Origin of the sequence: Cohaesibacter marisflavi, from assembly GCF_900115225.1 — a bacterium.
In the GTDB taxonomy this organism is placed as follows: domain Bacteria; phylum Pseudomonadota; class Alphaproteobacteria; order Rhizobiales; family Cohaesibacteraceae; genus Cohaesibacter; species Cohaesibacter marisflavi.
Window position 1 is genome coordinate 445,770 of sequence record NZ_FOVR01000001.1, and the last position, 16,496, is coordinate 462,265.

General features: G+C 54.1%; 19 protein-coding genes. 12 read left to right on the plus strand and 7 right to left on the minus strand.

Annotated features, from left to right (window positions below; genetic code table 11):
- Nucleotides 1–52: 52 nt before the first annotated feature.
- The gene (locus tag BM258_RS01900; protein ID WP_090068272.1) at nt 53–943 is read right to left on the minus strand and encodes a bile acid:sodium symporter family protein; all 891 of its coding nucleotides are present in this window, start codon (nt 941–943) and stop codon (nt 53–55) included.
- 3 nt (nt 944–946) lie between these two features.
- Between BM258_RS01900 and BM258_RS24915 the strand changes: the two genes are divergently transcribed.
- Both BM258_RS24915 and BM258_RS01905 read left to right on the plus strand, forming a co-directional pair.
- Nucleotides 947–1,069 carry a hypothetical protein gene (locus BM258_RS24915; RefSeq protein ID WP_280141741.1) on the plus strand — a complete coding sequence of 41 codons (123 nt, stop codon included), beginning with the start codon at nt 947–949 and terminating at the stop codon, nt 1,067–1,069.
- Nucleotides 1,070–1,226: 157 nt separating this feature from the next.
- Nucleotides 1,227–1,685, plus strand: coding sequence for a copper chaperone PCu(A)C (locus tag BM258_RS01905; protein ID WP_210186621.1), 459 nt, complete (start codon nt 1,227–1,229; stop codon nt 1,683–1,685).
- Between the two features lie 65 nt (nt 1,686–1,750).
- Here BM258_RS01905 and menA read toward each other — a convergent pair whose 3' ends face one another.
- Nucleotides 1,751–2,698: a 1,4-dihydroxy-2-naphthoate octaprenyltransferase gene (gene menA, locus BM258_RS01910; protein WP_175527873.1), complete on the minus strand. Its 948-nt coding sequence runs from the start codon at nt 2,696–2,698 to the stop codon at nt 1,751–1,753.
- A gap of 217 nt (nt 2,699–2,915) precedes the next feature.
- Nucleotides 2,916–3,551 carry a DUF4202 family protein gene (locus tag BM258_RS01915; protein ID WP_090068278.1) on the minus strand — a complete coding sequence of 212 codons (636 nt, stop codon included), beginning with the start codon at nt 3,549–3,551 and terminating at the stop codon, nt 2,916–2,918.
- A gap of 284 nt (nt 3,552–3,835) precedes the next feature.
- Between BM258_RS01915 and BM258_RS01920 the strand changes: the two genes are divergently transcribed.
- On the plus strand, nt 3,836–5,638 hold the full coding sequence (locus BM258_RS01920) for an ATP-binding response regulator (RefSeq protein ID WP_244544578.1): 1,803 nt from the start codon (nt 3,836–3,838) through the stop codon (nt 5,636–5,638).
- Between the two features lie 53 nt (nt 5,639–5,691).
- On the opposite strand, the gene BM258_RS01925 is transcribed toward BM258_RS01920, so the two are convergent.
- The 4 genes from BM258_RS01925 to phnF form a co-directional block, all read right to left on the minus strand.
- Nucleotides 5,692–6,315 (minus strand): LuxR C-terminal-related transcriptional regulator, encoded by a 624-nt coding sequence (locus BM258_RS01925; protein ID WP_090068282.1) that lies wholly within the window; start codon nt 6,313–6,315, stop codon nt 5,692–5,694.
- Between the two features lie 133 nt (nt 6,316–6,448).
- On the minus strand, nt 6,449–6,787 hold the full coding sequence (locus BM258_RS01930) for a hypothetical protein (RefSeq protein ID WP_090068932.1): 339 nt from the start codon (nt 6,785–6,787) through the stop codon (nt 6,449–6,451).
- A 158-nt stretch (nt 6,788–6,945) separates the two neighbouring features.
- On the minus strand, nt 6,946–7,410 hold the full coding sequence (locus BM258_RS01935; protein ID WP_090068285.1) for a YbhB/YbcL family Raf kinase inhibitor-like protein: 465 nt from the start codon (nt 7,408–7,410) through the stop codon (nt 6,946–6,948).
- Nucleotides 7,411–7,672: 262 nt separating this feature from the next.
- Nucleotides 7,673–8,431: a phosphonate metabolism transcriptional regulator PhnF gene (gene phnF, locus BM258_RS01940; RefSeq protein ID WP_090068933.1), complete on the minus strand. Its 759-nt coding sequence runs from the start codon at nt 8,429–8,431 to the stop codon at nt 7,673–7,675.
- 388 nt (nt 8,432–8,819) lie between these two features.
- On the opposite strand from phnF, the gene phnG reads away from it, so the two are divergent.
- The 9 genes from phnG to phnD all read left to right on the plus strand — a co-directional run bounded on the left by phnG (nt 8,820) and on the right by phnD (nt 16,475).
- Nucleotides 8,820–9,347, plus strand: coding sequence for a phosphonate C-P lyase system protein PhnG (gene phnG / locus BM258_RS01945; protein WP_090068935.1), 528 nt, complete (start codon nt 8,820–8,822; stop codon nt 9,345–9,347).
- Nucleotides 9,347–10,012 carry a phosphonate C-P lyase system protein PhnH gene (gene phnH, locus BM258_RS01950; RefSeq protein WP_244544556.1) on the plus strand — a complete coding sequence of 222 codons (666 nt, stop codon included), beginning with the start codon at nt 9,347–9,349 and terminating at the stop codon, nt 10,010–10,012. The genes phnG and phnH overlap by 1 nt, the downstream gene beginning before the upstream one ends.
- A gap of 1 nt (nt 10,013) precedes the next feature.
- Nucleotides 10,014–11,153: a carbon-phosphorus lyase complex subunit gene (locus tag BM258_RS01955; protein ID WP_090068287.1), complete on the plus strand. Its 1,140-nt coding sequence runs from the start codon at nt 10,014–10,016 to the stop codon at nt 11,151–11,153.
- Nucleotides 11,150–12,106 carry an alpha-D-ribose 1-methylphosphonate 5-phosphate C-P-lyase PhnJ gene (locus BM258_RS01960; protein ID WP_090068289.1) on the plus strand — a complete coding sequence of 319 codons (957 nt, stop codon included), beginning with the start codon at nt 11,150–11,152 and terminating at the stop codon, nt 12,104–12,106. The genes BM258_RS01955 and BM258_RS01960 overlap by 4 nt, the downstream gene beginning before the upstream one ends.
- A gap of 68 nt (nt 12,107–12,174) precedes the next feature.
- Nucleotides 12,175–12,957: a phosphonate C-P lyase system protein PhnK gene (phnK, locus tag BM258_RS01965; protein WP_090068940.1), complete on the plus strand. Its 783-nt coding sequence runs from the start codon at nt 12,175–12,177 to the stop codon at nt 12,955–12,957.
- A 9-nt stretch (nt 12,958–12,966) separates the two neighbouring features.
- Complete coding sequence (gene phnL, locus BM258_RS01970) at nt 12,967–13,749, plus strand: phosphonate C-P lyase system protein PhnL (RefSeq protein WP_090068291.1); 783 nt, start codon at nt 12,967–12,969, stop codon at nt 13,747–13,749.
- Between the two features lie 4 nt (nt 13,750–13,753).
- A complete protein-coding gene (locus BM258_RS01975) occupies nt 13,754–14,434 on the plus strand; it encodes a DapH/DapD/GlmU-related protein (protein ID WP_090068293.1) in 681 nt (226 codons plus the stop codon).
- A 186-nt stretch (nt 14,435–14,620) separates the two neighbouring features.
- Nucleotides 14,621–15,466, plus strand: coding sequence for a phosphonate ABC transporter ATP-binding protein (gene phnC, locus BM258_RS01980; protein WP_090068295.1), 846 nt, complete (start codon nt 14,621–14,623; stop codon nt 15,464–15,466).
- A gap of 94 nt (nt 15,467–15,560) precedes the next feature.
- The gene (gene phnD, locus BM258_RS01985) at nt 15,561–16,475 is read left to right on the plus strand and encodes a phosphonate ABC transporter substrate-binding protein (protein WP_090068298.1); all 915 of its coding nucleotides are present in this window, start codon (nt 15,561–15,563) and stop codon (nt 16,473–16,475) included.
- Nucleotides 16,476–16,496 lie beyond the last annotated feature (21 nt).

Below are 16,496 nucleotides of genomic sequence, written 5' to 3' on the forward strand. Positions count from 1 at the left end.
TAACTCACCCGCCGGAATTGTTTCTATCATAGGGGCTCTTACGAGTGTCCCCTCATTGCTCGCTGTGTGCTTCGCTCTTGCTATCGGAAAGCTTGTTGCCGACAGCAATGAGGATGAGCACGGATACATTCATGACCAGCGCATAAATGGACGAGGGGACCATGAAGCGTCCATTGCCCATGAATTGCGCGATCACCAGAGCCAAGGCCACATTCTGCAAACCACATTCGATGGCAATCGTCAGGGCCTGCTTAGCGCTCAGTTTGAACAGGCGGCTGAACAGCAGAGCGGAGCCAATCGCTGCCAGATTGAGCAGAATGACCGCAGGCCCAACCGTGCTCCAGTGGGCCATGATGCTGTTCCACTCGCTATAGAAGGAGTTGACAACAATGGCTGCAAAGATTGCCGATGCGACAAATTTGGCAGGTTTTTCAATGCGGCTGGCAAAGTTTGGCAGAAAGCGGCAAATCGCCATGCCGATTGCCAGGGGCAAAGCAGAAATAGCCAGAACTTTCAGAGCGGTTTCGCCGAATGGCAGGGCATAAAGCTCGCTGCTGCTCGGGCCATCCACGCCCGAGCCGCTAAAGACGATGAAGGCAATGGAAAGCACCGTCGGGATGGTGATGAAAGCAACCAGATTGGTAAGGATCGTCAGTGAAATGGACAACGCTGTTTTGCCGCGAGCCAAAACCGTGAGCAAGTTGGAAGAAATTCCACCCGGTGCCGACGCCAGAATGATGAGGCCGATGGCATAAACGGTATCAAGGCGCGTAACCAGAGCAACGCACAGGGCGATCAACGGCAGAAAAACTAGCTGAGCAAGCAGACCTGCACCGACAGCATTCCATTGGCGTGGCAACGCCTTGAAGTCAGACAGGCGAACCGAAAGACCGACTGTCATCATGATGAGAGCCAGACCGATGGGAATAAGGGGTGTATTCACAGGATGACCTTTTCTTTTTATTGGCCAGAAGAGATGGATCGTTGGGCGCTGCGCTATCGGGATATGCTGGTTGATAGAGGCGACTGGTTTGCCCGTGCGACCTTGGAAATACTCACAATGACCTAAGGTGTCTCACTTAGTTGCATAGTTTAATGAACAAGAGCGCATTAATAAAGTAGGTGAGAGAGATAAAATTCGCATTTCCGTAGGAACTGACTTAATGGAAAAATCAGCCACTAAGGATGCGTAAGAGAGTTACACCTAGGTAAAAGTGGGAGACATCGTGAAAAAACTGATTATTGGCGCAATGGCCATGGGCCTGTCATGTTTGGCTGCAGAGGCTGCTGAATGGAAAGTGGGAGATATTACGGTTTCCGCTCCCTTTGCACGTGCGTCTGCCGGAATGGCAAATGCGGGCGGTGGTTTCATGCAGATCACCAACGAAGGGGATGCTGATCGCCTCATTGCAGCCAGCGCAGATGTTGGAAAAATGACCGAACTGCACACGCATATCAAGGATGGCGATGTGATGCGCATGCGTCAGGTGGAAGCAATCGACGTGCCAGCTCATGGAGAAGTGGCGCTTAAGCCGGGCAGCTATCATGTGATGTTCATGAAGCTGAAGGCCCCGCTGAAGAAGGGCGAGACATTCCCGCTGGAGTTGACATTCGAGAAGGCTGGCAAGGTTACAATTGAAGTGCCTGTTGCTGGCGTCGGCGCAAAGTCCGCACCACAGATGTAAATTTGCCTTGAACGGATAAAGGGCTGCAGCGACACCATTGTTGCTGCAGCTCCAATGGCGTCCGCTTAGCTTAGCAGCATGATGAGAAGAAAGGCGAACAGCCACTGCAACTGGAACATGGATGTTCCCAGCAGACACTGATTCTGCAACGGAGCCGTTTCTGCCAGAAAGAACCGGCGAATGGGCATCGCCAGAGCATAGATCATCAGCAACCCGGCGATAATCAGACTGACAAGGCTCAGTGTGCCCAGGTGGATCATGCTATTGACGTGCACCAGCCCAACACAGGAAAATAGCATCAGGATGGCATAGAGGCGCCTTGCGGCGTGCGGTCCGATCTGAATAACCAGCGTGTGGCGCCCGCCTTCCGCATCGCCGATGCGATCTCGAAAATTGTTGACCACAAGAACCGCAGCAGCAGGCAATCCGATATAGAAACCGGCCCAGAAGCTCTCGACAGTCCATGTTCCTGTGAGCAGATAGGCGCTGCCCATAACCGACATGATGCCAAAAAAGCAGATGACAAAGACTTCCCCGAATGGAGAACCGGAGATCGGGTAGGGGCCGGAGGAATAGCCAAAGGCGCAAATGATGCCCACAATGCCGATAAGCAGAATGGGCCAGCCGCCCACATAGACCAGATAGAGGCCACAAAGCGCTGCGAGCAACAGAAACAGAAAGGCCGCCAAGCGCACCTGCCAGGGTTTGAGCAGCCCTAGAGAAGTCACGCGGGGCGGACCGAGCCGTTCGCTTGCCTGATCAAGGCCCGATGAGGCGTCGGCTGCGTCATTCCACAGGTTGGTTGCAATCTGAATGCTGACAGACGACAGAATGATGATGGGAAAGACAATCCAGTCTGCAGAGAGCTGCGCGCCAAATACAATAAGGCCAGCCAGCAAAACGGGGCTGAGGGATAGAATAAGCGTTTTGGGTCGCATCGCCATCAGCCACACCGATGACCAACTGACATTATTCTGAAACCGCTCAGCCATATTCATATCTGTACGAGCCAAAAGGAACCTCTCAGGGCGCATTGATCAAGTGTAGACGAAACCTTCTTCAGGCGTTGCTACACTACTTTTGGTCTAAATAAAATTCCTGAATCGAAATTCGTCTTAGGAATCGCAAGCTTTGCGCCAAAAAGTGAATAAAGGTTACAAAACGGCAACCTGTACTCGTATTCGGGCGTAAATGCCTACCCAAGCCTTGAAAGCTTGCCTGGCTGCGCGGTCAATCCAGATAAACAATGGACTTTTTCTCAACACTGATGTCCTGACGAATGGATTGTAGCGTCTTGATCAACACTGGATCATTCATTTGGTCGATGGCATGATAAAGCGCCTCGTCACTCATACCTGACAAGCAATCGGTCAGAATTGGCGCCAATTGCTCAGCGGGATAGAGTTTGAGGAGATCAACGGCATGGAATTGAATGAATACCAGCCCGTTGAGATCTTCCAGCAATTGCGCCCGGCCAGTTTCATCTTCGCTCTTGCCAAGCACAAGGTCTCGGACGATCGCACAATCTGCTTCATCATACCCATTGGCGGCCATAATTTGAGAAATTCTCTTGGCGCTGTGTTCGCGTTTGCGGCCTTCTATGACGGCTACATTTTCTTGTGGAGGCGTTCCGTCCGCTTCTTCAAACTGCCAGCTTTCCAGCGTTTGGGCCCGAGCTGCAATCTTGACCAGATCATCAGCCGTAGGGGCGAACTCTTCGCACACGAGACTTAGTCTGAAACCGCGCAGTAATTCGGTAGGCACAGCGGCAGTTCCTTGCGGAGCCGTCATGCGGGGATCTTGCGCGTTGGTCTGATCAATAATTTCAAAAATATCTTCAAGCGGTGTCTTTTCAAGCGGTGTCATGGGGGGACTCGTTGCGTGAAAGGAAAGGGAATGGAACGGCAAAGGTTTGATGTCGAGATTGCCCTTGGAAAAATCAAAGGGCGTTGCAATTTACAACTTCAGCCTATCTATAAAGTCAAAAAGACGCAAACTTTCTTCGAAATACGAATTAGTACTTATCTAATAACTGATTTAAACTATTGAAATATATGCATAACTAGTGACAATATGAGATGATTGGGACCATTCGCAGAAAGCGGCCAGCCGCCGCAGTAGCGACGACGAGCGCAAGACGTGTGAGCACTATGTATCTTCTCGATGCCTTCAGGAAACCGCTTCCCGAGAACAGCGTGCATGAACATGTCAATGTTTTCCTGAAAACACCGGATTCCATCTATCTTGGGCATATAGCAAGTGCTGCAGTCCTCATTTTTATTGCCAGCAGCAATGCTTCTGTACCTACATGGTTTCTGATCCTTTGGGGTATTTTGGAAATCATCTTCTACCCACTGCTGATGGAGGTCTGGCGGCGTACTTATATGCGGATTAGGCCTAGCAAACGCACGCCTTATCTCTGGATAGGCCTGATGGATTATCTCAGCCTTGTTGTGGGGGCCAGTTGGGGCGTGATGACCTTTGTCAGCCTCAATCCTGATAATGTTGCGCACTTTGCGATCCAGATGTCCATTGCAGCCGGAGCGACGGCTGCGGCCGTTCGTTCACTGGGCGTTTTTCCGCGATCCTTCGCCCTGTATGCTGTGCCTTATCTGGGGCTATTGTCCTTGCGGCTCATTCTGCTAGGAGACGAATTCATTCTCCTCGGCGGGCTTGTGCTCGTTTTCCTCTCCATGATGCTGCGCTTTGGCCATGACACGCTGGAATCCGTGTCGCAATATATTCAAATCAGCAACGAGAATCTCGACCTAGCTCAGCGCTATCGGGAAGCGGCCGAGGCAGCACGTCACGCCAACCGTGAAAAGACACGCCTCCTGGCTGCCGCTAGCCATGATTTGCGCCAACCATTGCATGCCATCGGTCTGCATATCGAGACATTGCCCCTCAAGACAATGGATGAAAAAAGCCGAGAGACGCTTGGCCGTATCCGCTCCTCTTTGCAGACACTGTCCAAGCTTTTCAACTCGGTGCTGGATGTCAGTTTGCTTGACAGTGGCAAGGTGCAGGTGCGTCCTTCGCTTTTTGATCTCGAAGATATGCTCAACCATGTGCTTGATGACTACGAGCCATTGGCTGAGATTGCCCACGTCACCTTGATGCTCGAATGCCCCAAGGTCGGAATTCTGGCTGACGGTATATTGGTGCGGCGCATGGTGCAAAATCTGCTGTCCAACGCCATTCGTCATTCCGGCGGAGGCTTTGCGCGCATTCTTGTCGAGCAGGCGGGAGAGGATCTGAGCATATCTGTCTGCGATGACGGTCCGGGCATTCCGGCAGAGCATCAAGCTGTCATTTTCGAAGAATTTACGCAGATTAAAAAAAGGCGTCAACGGATCATGCCCAACATGGACACGTCCGATCAGGTCGAGAAGGGGCTCGGGCTGGGATTGGCGATCGTCCGGCGGCTTGCCGACCTCCAGAATATCGCGCTTGATCTTGATACAAGCCCGTCGGGCACCAAGATCACGCTTAGGGGCTTTAAAAGCGCACCCCTGTCACAGAAAAGAAAGCCATCCAAAGGGGCGTCAGATCGCATTGGGGCAGTCTTCGGTTACAAGAGGATCCTTGTGGTGGATGATGATGAAGGAACGCGGCAGGCAACGGCTAGTTTGTTGCAAGCGTGGGGGTGCCAGTTGGCAACTGCTGAAAGTCTGGAAGCTCTGGATGACATCGAAGGGCCAATTGACCTCATCATCTCGGACTTTTCATTCCCAGCCCGATATACCGGTCTTGACATCATTAAGAAGGCTCGGATGCGTTATGGCAAAGACCTGAAAGCGCTTGTTATATCGGGAGATCTTTCTGACGAGGTGCATCAGCGCGTCAGCCGGGAAAAACTGCTTCTCATCCATAAACCGGTTCAGCCGGTTCAGCTGCGATCCGCCATGCTCGGCTTGTTTTCCAGTGATAGCGACGCGCAAGTCATCTCGTAACATATCCATCATGGTATGATGCCAATGCATCGAGGGACATGATGAACAGGCTATCAATTCAGTCCATAGCTCGCCGCAATGGCCGACGCCGCGGCCCGGTTCGAGACGCCCAGATTTTTCATCAGGGCTGAAACATGACTGCGGACCGTGAAGGGCGATAGATCCAGCTCGCGAGCGATTTCCTTATTCGAAAGGCCGTGGCGCAGCAGCTTGAGAATCTCGATCTGGCGTGGTGTCAACTCATCCAGTGCAGGTTTGATCAGGCCGTTGACGTCAGGCGAAAGCCCCTCATCGCTCAGGCGAACCTCGATATTGCCCTTCATGACGCTTTCCACCGCTTGGAGCATTTGATCGGAAGAAACGGATTTCGAGACGTATCCATTCACGCCAAGCGCCATGATATGATCAACCTCGGCGGGGTCATTCATCATCGAAACCGCAATGATCGGGCAAAGGGAAAAGGTCTGCCTGAGCCGTTTCAGGTCGCGCATATAGTCAAAGCCGGGAAACAGCAGGTCAGAGATGATCAGATCCGGATCGGGTGCGGCAGAAATCTGCGCATTGAGATCACTGGCGTCGCCTGCCTCGTCAATGCTTGCCTCCGGAAACAGACCGGACAACAATTGCTTCATGCCGGTTCTGTATAAAGGATGGTCGTCTGCCAGAATGATCCGCATAAGGAATCCTCCCCGATAATCAAAAGGGTTGAATGAAGAGCCGGGGCCAAAAAGAGTGGTCTATGAGGATAAGTGTCCAATGAAGGTGCCGAACTGTCCAGAGCTACATCTGTACAAGCCCGGCGACCGGTCATTAGTGGTCTGATTTCGCGAGGAAATGGTGATCAAGGCCAGTGTCATAATCGAGCCCTTCACGGGTAAGGACGATTGGCGGCACGTCCTTGTCGTTGACAAGCCCTTTACGCGCAAGCGCTGTCCAAACGGCCCGGTTGTTGAAGCCCGTTGCATCGGCGCTGTTTACGACATACTCGCCAACATGCAGATGGTCACCATGGGCATGCGGCAGGCGGAGAATGGTAATCGTGCCATCGGTGTTCCATGCCTCATCCGGCTGAGAGCGCGCCAGAATCTGGGTCAGGACAAGGGTCTTCAATTGCAGTTTATTGAGTTTAAGCGGATTGACGCGCTTCATGAGGACGAAACCTTTCACAAAAAACAAGAACGGAGCAGCAATCTGTTGGCCGCGGCCGCTTTCGGTGCCCTGAGGCGAATGGTCGGACGCATCGGCCCGACCAGAATTGATGTCTTTAACAAACCACAGCTGAGGCGTAAACGCCAATGGCTTGCTTGTCAGCCGTTGTTTTTAAAGAGGCCAGTGATGCTGGCGGATGCAAGCTGATTGCGCATGATATTGAAACGCACATAGGCTCCGGTCATGCCGTCCGGTTCGATTTCATCCAGACTCAGGGCATGAAGCGTAAAGATATAGCGATGGGCAGGATCATCCGGCGGCGGATAAGCGCCCGTGAAATTCTCTGTTCCTGCGTCATTGAGTGCGCTTTTGGCACTGGCCGGCAGGGTGGCGCTGGAAATCTCACCAGACTCGGAAACAGGAATGTTGGTGATGATCATGTGCCAGAAACCCGATCCGGTTGGGGCGTCCGGATCATAGCAGGTCAGGGCAAGGCTTTTGGCCTCTGCCGGAACGCCGCTCCACTGAAGGGTAGGGGAAAGGTCTTCTCCACCTAGGCCTTGTGAAACGCTCTTTTGGGGTAGCGGATCGCCATTTTTAAAGTCGGGACTGATAAGCTGCATGGATTATCCTCCTGAAGAACTTCTGTGCTCTGACCAAACGTAAGAGCACGCGCAAAGACTAAAATGAAATCAATAGCCTGTACCGGCATTCTGTCGGCACCATTTTCCGACCTTGCCCTGAAGTGAGGGCATGAGGTCTGTTTCCAGACTAGGCAAATTTCACGAGATTACAAGAAGGCCGCACAAGGCGAGGAGTATTTGGGCAAGGCTGTGGCTTCTCAACTTTCTCCCCTTGTGGACAGAAAAGACGTTTCACAAGGCATCATGAAAGAGGGGCATGCTCGACCTGCAAACTCACACGATCTGCAGCAAAGCGGGTCTTGGAATATTGCACCGGTCGTCCTTCGAGATCGGCATTGATCGCAAAGGTCACCAATACTATCGAGCCTGGTGACAGGCGCAAGATCTCCACATCATCCAGCGTCGCGTGATAGGCCTCGATGCGCGTTGATATGCGCACATAATCATCCAGCCCGCAGGCGGCAAATGCTCTGGTGACAGAATTAAAGCGCAGCAGATTGTCCGCCATATCGGGAAAGCGCGCATGCTCGAACCATGCTGTCGCACGGCTGACCGGAGTATCATCGCCAACACCGACAGACCGGACCTGAAGCACCGGCGCTCCGACATCCAGCTGCAGGGCCTGCGCAACCTCTTCCGGCGCAGGCATCACATCGTGCGACATCATGCGGGATTCGCCCCTCTGGCCTTGTTCAGCCAGACTGGCCGAAAAGCGGGTGCGCTTGGAAATGGGATAGGTCAGACGGTCTGGCTGAATGATAAAAGTGCCACGTCCCTGTTCTGCGCGCAGAATGCCTTCGCTGACAAGGGCTGAGATGGCAGAGCGCACCGTGTGGCGGTTGACCCCGAATAGCTCGGCCAGCTCCATTTCTGGCGGCAGTTTTCCATGCTTGTCTCCCAGCCCCGAAGTAATACCTGCCCGGATTGCGTCGGCAATTTGTCGCCACAAGGCAATGCCTGTGCGACGTCCTATGCCACTTCTGATGATGTCCGAAGCCATAACGCCGTGCTCCTCTGGGCGATGGGACAGGGGAACTGCCATCGTGGCCTGATTCGCATCATAACGGCTATCTTTATGCGCCCAGCTGCCCATATCTTTGTTTCCCGCTGCCGCTTTGGCGGCTCTTTGCGCCTCTGCCATTTGGAAAATTTAAAAGTCATGCGGATGTCATAGGGGCGTCATTATCTGGCTGTATCTCATGCATAAGTTTACTTGTCTATATGAATATACAAATTTGCAAGCGTGAGCCAAGATTCATGGGAATATGGCGCAAAGACCAAAGGCTTTCTCGTCATGGACGAGATGCGGCCCAGCTCTTTTCCCTGAAAGAAGGCTTTTTGCAGCAACCAGCTCAAACCGGATTTGACCCCAAACTGGAATGACCATCATGCAACACACCCAATCATCACAGGCCGAGGCAGCCTATGCTGAAAAGGCCCAAAGCAATGAAAAGGCACGGGAAGCCCTCTCGCCACAGCAAAAAGCACGGCAAGAGCGCATGTCTGTTCTGGCTCATGCCCAAATGGCGGAACTGATCCGGCTCTGGAAGACGCTAGAGCTTGACCCCGGCTGCGAACTGCTGCGCGGGCCAGAAACCGGATTGGTAGCCTTGCGCGGACGCATCGGAGGAGGCGGGGCACCCTTCAACTTTGGTGAAGCCACCATGACGCGCGCCACAGTGCGTATGGAAAATGGTGCCATCGGCCATGCGCTCATGCTCGGACGCGATCATGGCAAGGCAAAGCTGGCCGCTGTGATCGACGCGATGGCAAGCGATCCCGAGATGGAAGTGCGGATCGAAATGTCCATACTTGCTCCCCTCAAAAAACTGGCAACGGACAAAGATAAGGGCAGGGCGGCACAAACGCAGGCCACCCGCGTCAATTTCTTCACAATGGTCAGAGGAGACGACTGATGGCTGAAATGATGTCTAACAATCCAGCCACAGGGGCGAATCTGGATGCGATGATCGGCGGGTTAGGAGACCCCGTTTTTCAAACCCAACGCCTTTTTCGCTCTATCATGGATGCCATGGCTCGCCCCGGTACAATTCATCCGCTAAAAACCGACGCGCAGCCTCCAGCGTCCATCTATCCATTGACGGCAGCGGTTCTGGCGACATTGGCCGATGCGGATACATCGGTATGGCTGGAAGAGGCTCTCGCAGACAACAGCGCCCTTGTAAATTGGTTGACCTTCCATATCGGCGCGCCATTTGCCGCCGAGCCTTCAGAGGCGTCTTTCGCTGTGTTGAAAGGTGGCAAGGAGATGCCCGCGCTCGATGGCTTCGCCAAAGGGTCACAGGATTATCCGGATCGCTCCGCCACATTGATCATCGAGGTAGAAGCATTAAGCGACAAGCCGCAATGGTGTCTTTCCGGTCCCGGCATCAAGGATCAGAATAGCCTGACGGTCTCGGTGCTTTCCTCTTTGTTTGTGTCCCAGTGGCAAGACAATCACGCGCTCTTTCCTCGCGGTGTCGACATCATTTTCGTCTCTCCCGACGCAATTGCCTGTTTGCCGCGCACAACGCGCATTGCCCTTGCAAATCCCAACGCCTCTGACAAGCAGGAGCACTGATATGTATGTTGCTGTAAAGGGCGGGGAAGCCGCCATCAAGGCCGCGCACGAGCTGCTGGCAGATCGCCGCCGGGGAGACAGAGCGCTGCCTGCCATCTCGCTGGAGCAGATCTCCGAACAAATGGCTCTTGCTGTGGATCGGGTCATGAGCGAAGGCGCTCTTTATGACAGGGAATTAGCGGCCCTTGCCATCAAGCAGGCTCGTGGAGACATGATCGAAGCGATCTTCCTGTTGCGCGCCTATCGCACAACGCTTCCGCGCATGGGATATTCCAAGCTGGTGGATACCAGCGCGATGCAGATCCATCGGCGCATCTCGGCAACCTTCAAGGATTTGCCCGGCGGGCAGATCCTCGGGCCGACCTTTGATTATACCCACCGCTTGCTTGATCCGTCGCTGGCGACGGATGAAGAGGTACCCGCACCAGAAGCGGTCAATCCTTCAGATGATCAGACTGATGAGCCTATGCCGCGCGTATCGGATCTGATTGCGGGGGAAGGTTTGATGGAAGCCGACAGTGAGGAACCGGAGAGCGGCTGCGATTGGGACGAGCCGGGTGACTTGACGCGCAAGCCGATGCAATTCCCCATGAGCCGAGATCTGCGCCTGCAGGCGCTCTCCCGTGGTGATGAAGGCTTCCTTCTCTCGCTTGGCTATTCCACCCAGCGCGGCTTTGGGCGCAGTCACCCGTTCGCCGGAGAAATCCGGATTGGCGAGGTTGATGTGGAAGTGGAGGTTCCGGAGTTGGGCTTTGCCGTGTCCGTTGGCCGCATTCAGGTGAGCGAGTGCCAGATGGTCAACCAGTTCAAGGGCTCCAAAACCGTGCCGCCGCAATTCACCCGAGGCTACGGGCTGGTGTTCGGCCAATCAGAGCGCAAGTCCATGTCCATGGCGCTGTGTGACCGAGCCTTGCGGGCCAAGGAGCTGGAAGAGGACATTCTCGCGCCCGCGCAGGACGAGGAATTTGTCATTTCCCACGCAGACAATGTGCAGGCAACCGGCTTTGTTGAGCATCTCAAACTGCCGCACTATGTGGATTTTCAGGCCGAGCTGAAGCTTGTGCGCCAGATGCAATCGGAATTCTATGAGTCAAGTCCGCAAACAGCAGAGGCGGATGATACGCAGGAGGCGGCACAATGACATCCGCACCTTTCAGCTCAAGCGAGGCGCAATCGGGCGCCATTGCCGACTATAACTTCGCCTATCTCGATGAGCAGACCAAACGCATGATCCGCCGTGCGATCCTCAAGGGCATTGCCATTCCCGGCTATCAAGTGCCCTTTGCCAGCCGCGAAATGCCCATGCCCTATGGGTGGGGTACCGGCGGCGTGCAGGTAACCGCCTCCATCATCGGACCGGACGATACCCTCAAGGTCATCGATCAGGGGGCTGACGATACCACCAATGCGGTGTCTATCAGGGCCTTCTTTGCCAAAATGGCAAAGGTCAAGACGACCACCCACACCGGTGAGGCGTCCGTCATCCAGACCCGTCACCGCATCCCCGAAGAGCAATTGCATGAAGGGCAGGTGATTGTCTTTCAGGTGCCGATCCCCGAACCCTTGCGTTTTCTGGAGCCGCGCGAAACCGAAACCCGCAAGATGCATGCGGTCGAAGACTATGGCCTCATGCATGTGAAGCTCTATGAGGATATCGCCCAGAAGGGCCATATCGCAACCAACTATGCCTATCCGGTGAAGGTGAAGGGGCGTTACATCATGGACCCGTCGCCAACCCCGAAATTTGACAATCCGAAAATGAATCAGAGCGAAGCTCTCCAGCTTTATGGGGCGGGCCGCGAAATGCGCATCTACGCCATTCCGCCCTATACCGATGTGGTAAGCCTCGATTTTGAGGACTACCCCTTTGAGGTGCAGACCTTCGAAGAGCCTTGCGCTCTATGTGGTGGAACGGGCGTGTTTCTTGATGAAGTCATTCTCGATGATCAGGGCGGGCGCATGTTTGTCTGCTCTGACAGCGACTATTGCGAAGACCGCCGCGCCAAAGGCCATCGCGGAGCCCTGTCTCCGGATATTTATGAAAGTGAAGAGAGCCTCTCCGCACAAATCAGTCAGGAAGGAGCGGACGCATGACCAGACATATGGATATGACTCATGCCGGTGATCATCTGCCCAAGACATCTCTTGTTGCGCCGCGCCCCATGGACCTCAGTGAAAAGCCGCTGCTCCAGGTGCGCTCTGTAAGCAAATATTACGGTCGTCGTATCGGCTGCGAAGATGTGAGCTTCGATTTGTGGCCCGGTGAGGTGCTTGCCATTGTCGGGGAATCCGGCTCAGGCAAGACAACGCTTCTGGATTGCATCTCCACGCGCATGACCCCGACCTCCGGCATGGTCAACTATCGTATGCGCGATGACACAATGCGCGAAGTTTTCCGCCTGAGTGAAGCCGAGAAACGCTTCCTGATGCGCACAGATTGGGGCTTTGTACATCAAAACCCGGCCGATGGCCTGCGTATGACGGTTTCAGCCGGAGCCAATGTTGGCGAGCGTCTTATGGCGATTGGCGAGCAGCATTATGGTGATATCCGGCAGACGGCGTCCGACTGGCTTGAGCAGGTGGAGATCGCCAAGGACCGCATCGATGACCAGCCCCGTGCCTTCTCGGGCGGCATGCGTCAGCGATTGCAGATCGCGCGCAATCTGGTAACCGGTCCGCGCCTTGTCTTCATGGATGAGCCAACCGGCGGTCTTGATGTCTCGGTGCAGGCCCGTTTGCTCGACCTGCTACGCAGCCTCGTTGCCGAATTGGGGCTCGCCGCCATCGTTGTCACGCATGATCTGGCGGTGGCGCGCCTGCTTTCCCATCGCATGGTGGTTATGAAAGAGGGCCGCATCATCGAAACCGGCCTGACGGATCGCGTGCTTGATGATCCGCAAGCGCCCTATACCCAGCTTCTCATCTCATCCATTCTTCAGGTTTAGGAGCGTCAGATGGAAAACACACTTTCGTCCTCCAATACACTGTCATCGATAGTCAAGACGACACCGGTTATTCTGACGGATGTCGCCAAGAACTTCACGATGCATTTGCGTGGCTCTGTGTCCATTCCGGTCGTTGCGGGTGTCAATTTTGCCCTGCGCGCAGGGGAATGCGCGGTGTTGGGCGGTCCGTCCGGCGTTGGCAAAAGCTCCATCCTGAAGATGATCTACGGTAATTACAGCGCCAACTGCGGACAGATCATGGTGGCCTATCGCGAGACAATGGTGGACATCGCAACGGCAGATCCGCGCACAGTGCTCGCCGTGCGGCGCGAAACGGTGGGCTATGTAAGTCAGTTCCTGCGGACTATGCCGCGCGTTCCCGCGCTTGATGTCGCCGCAGAAGCCCTGGTCGAGCAGGGCGAAGAGGTAACAAGCGCACGTGATAAGGCAGGCTCCATGCTGGCGCGGCTTAATCTGCCAGAAAAGCTCTGGCAGTTGCCGCCCGCAACTTTCTCTGGCGGAGAACAGCAAAGGGTCAATATTGCCCGAGGCTTTCTAACCAATCATCCCGTCCTGCTGCTTGACGAACCAACAGCGTCCCTTGATGCCGCCAATCGGGCGGTTGTCATTGACCTCATCAGGGAGAAGAAGAAGCAGGACGTGGCGCTTCTTGGCATCTTTCATGATGAGGATGTGCGCGAAGAGATCGCGGATGCCATTATCGATGTTGCCCATTTTGCGCAAAGTGCCAAGCTGACTGGTGAACGCAATGCAACGCAAAGAGCAGGCTAGAGACATGAGTAACGAGCAGAATAACAATGCGCCCGAAGGTACTGAGGTCACCAAACGACCACACAAGTTGGGCGTTAAGCCAACCATTCATCCCACAGCAACCGTGACCGACTCCGAGCTGGGCCGCTACACGGAAGTGGGCGACAGAACGATGATCATAGAAAGCACCATGGGGGATTACTCCTATATTGAGCGGGACGGCAATATCTGGTGTGCCACCATCGGCAAATTCGCTAACATCGCCCAGTCTGTCCGTATCAACGCGCCCAACCATCCATATTGGCGGGCAACCCTGCATCATTTTACGTATCGAGCAAATGCCTATTTCGATGATTGCGAGCAGGAAGAGACCTTCATCAACTGGCGGCGCGATCATCGCGTCGTCATCGGCCATGATGTCTGGATCGGCCATGGCGCCACCATTCTGCCAGGGGTGACTATTGGTGATGGCGCCATCATCGGAGCTGGGGCCGTGGTTAGCCATGATGTGCCCGATTATATGATCGTCGGTGGCGTACCTGCTAATCCAATTCGCTCGCGTTTCTCCCCTGAAATAGCAGAGGGACTCAAGGCGTTGGCCTGGTGGGATTGGCCTCATAAAGCCCTGCGTGCCGCGCTAGACGATTTTCGGAATCTGGAAGCGGAAGCCTTTCTTGAGAAGTATAAAGACACACAATTTCAATGATATAGAAGGGAATATTGACTTTGTAATAAGGTTACAATTTTCTTTGTAAAACACAGCTTGTCATGGAACTGAAATGGTCGAGACAAGCACATGTCACATAAGATGCGTAATCCTTCGCGGGTTAGAGATTGAAACCCGAACCAAGATTTTTGGCTTGTTCAGTTCAAGCCGCGAAGGAGATACCAAATGCTGGAATTGACGAATGTGACACGCCGATTTGGCGCCAACACAGCTGTGGATGCGGTCACCGTCTCTATTCCTCAAGGTCAGATGGTTGGGGTGATCGGGCGATCCGGCGCAGGCAAATCCACCTTGCTGCGGATGATCAACCGCCTCATTGATCCCTCTGACGGTTCCATCAGTTTCGGCGACAAGCAGGTCTCTGCCATTAAAGGGCGAGAGCTGCGTGACTGGCAACGCGATTGCGCCATGATCTTTCAGCAGTTCAACCTTGTGCCGCGTCTTGATGTGTTGACCAATGTGCTGCTCGGGCGCCTCAATCATCGCAACACGATCCTCAATCTCCTCAATATATTTTCTGCCGAAGAACGGGCACAAGCCCTCATGGCGCTCGAACGCCTCGGCATCGAACAAACAGCGCTGCAGCGGGCAGGGACCTTGTCGGGTGGTCAGCAGCAGCGCGTGGCCATCGCCCGCGCCCTGATGCAGAGCCCCAAAGTCATTCTGGCTGATGAACCGATTGCCTCTCTTGATCCGCTCAACGCAAAAATCGTTATGGACAGCCTCAAGGATATCAATGAGCGCGACGGCATCACGGTCGTTACCAACCTGCACACGCTGGATACGGCACGGACCTATTGCGAGCGTGTCATCGGCATGTTCCATGGCAAGGTTGTTTTTGATGGCCCTGCATCGGATTTGACCAGTGATGCGGTGAAAATGATTTACGGCTCGACAGCGGAAAACGAGATCTCCGAAGCCATCACCTCGACCTCAATCAAGGAATCCTCTGAAACGGAAAAGGCCCCGGCCATGTCGCTGGCCTCCGCAGAGATCGCCTCGCCGGCGTAAATGGCTCTGATTTGAAGACAACCAATCGATAATCCACTCAAAAGCTCACATTGAATGAAGCCGGTTAAAACCGGCTGATATCTGGAGACGTCAAATGTTCAAGAAAATTGTTCTGGCCGCTGTTTCTGTGGCTGCTCTCGTTGCTGGTGCTGCTGCTCCTTCCGTCGCTGCTGAAAAAGAATTCCGCATTGGTATCCTTGGCGGCGAAAACGAAGCCGACCGTCTGCGTAACTTCCAGTGCATGGTCGACAAACTGCCAGAAGCTCTGGGCGTTGAAAAAGTATCCCTGTTCCCATCTGCTGACTATGATGGCACCATTCAGGGCCTGCTCGGCGGCACGCTTGACTATGCCGAGCTGGGCGCTTCTGGTTATGCCAAAACCTACCTGACCAACCCGGATGCTGTTGAACCAATCCTCACCACGGTGCAGATGGACGGCTCCACCGGTTATCACTCCGTGATGGTGGCGCGCAAAGATTCCGGCATGACCGATGTGAAGGACATGAAAGGCAAGAAACTCGGTTTTGCCGATCCTGACTCCACCTCAGGTTTCCTTGTTCCTTCCGTTACCCTGCCAGAAGCTGTTGGCGCTCCGGTAGAAGAATTCTTCGGTTCCACCGGCTTTGGCGGCGGCCATGAGAACCTCGTTCTCGAAGTTGTCAAAGGCACCTTTGATGCTGGCACCACCTGGGCTTCAGGCGTTGGCAAATTCGAAGACGGCTATTCCTCCGGCAACCTGCGCAAAATGGTCGACAAGGGCATTCTGGACATGAACGATCTGGTTCAGCTCTGGATTTCTCCGTTGATCCCGAACGGCCCGGTCGTTGTGCGCTCTACGCTTGATCCTGAAGTGAAAACCAAATTCAAAAACTTCATGATGAACATGCCTGAAGCCGATCCAGAGTGCTTCTCTGCCATTCAGGGCGGCAACTACAAGGGCTTCACCGAAGTCAATGTTGATTTCTACAAAGCCATCATCGCTGCTCGTAAAGCAAAGATTGGCTCATAATCGGGCTTTTGGTTCTTTGAA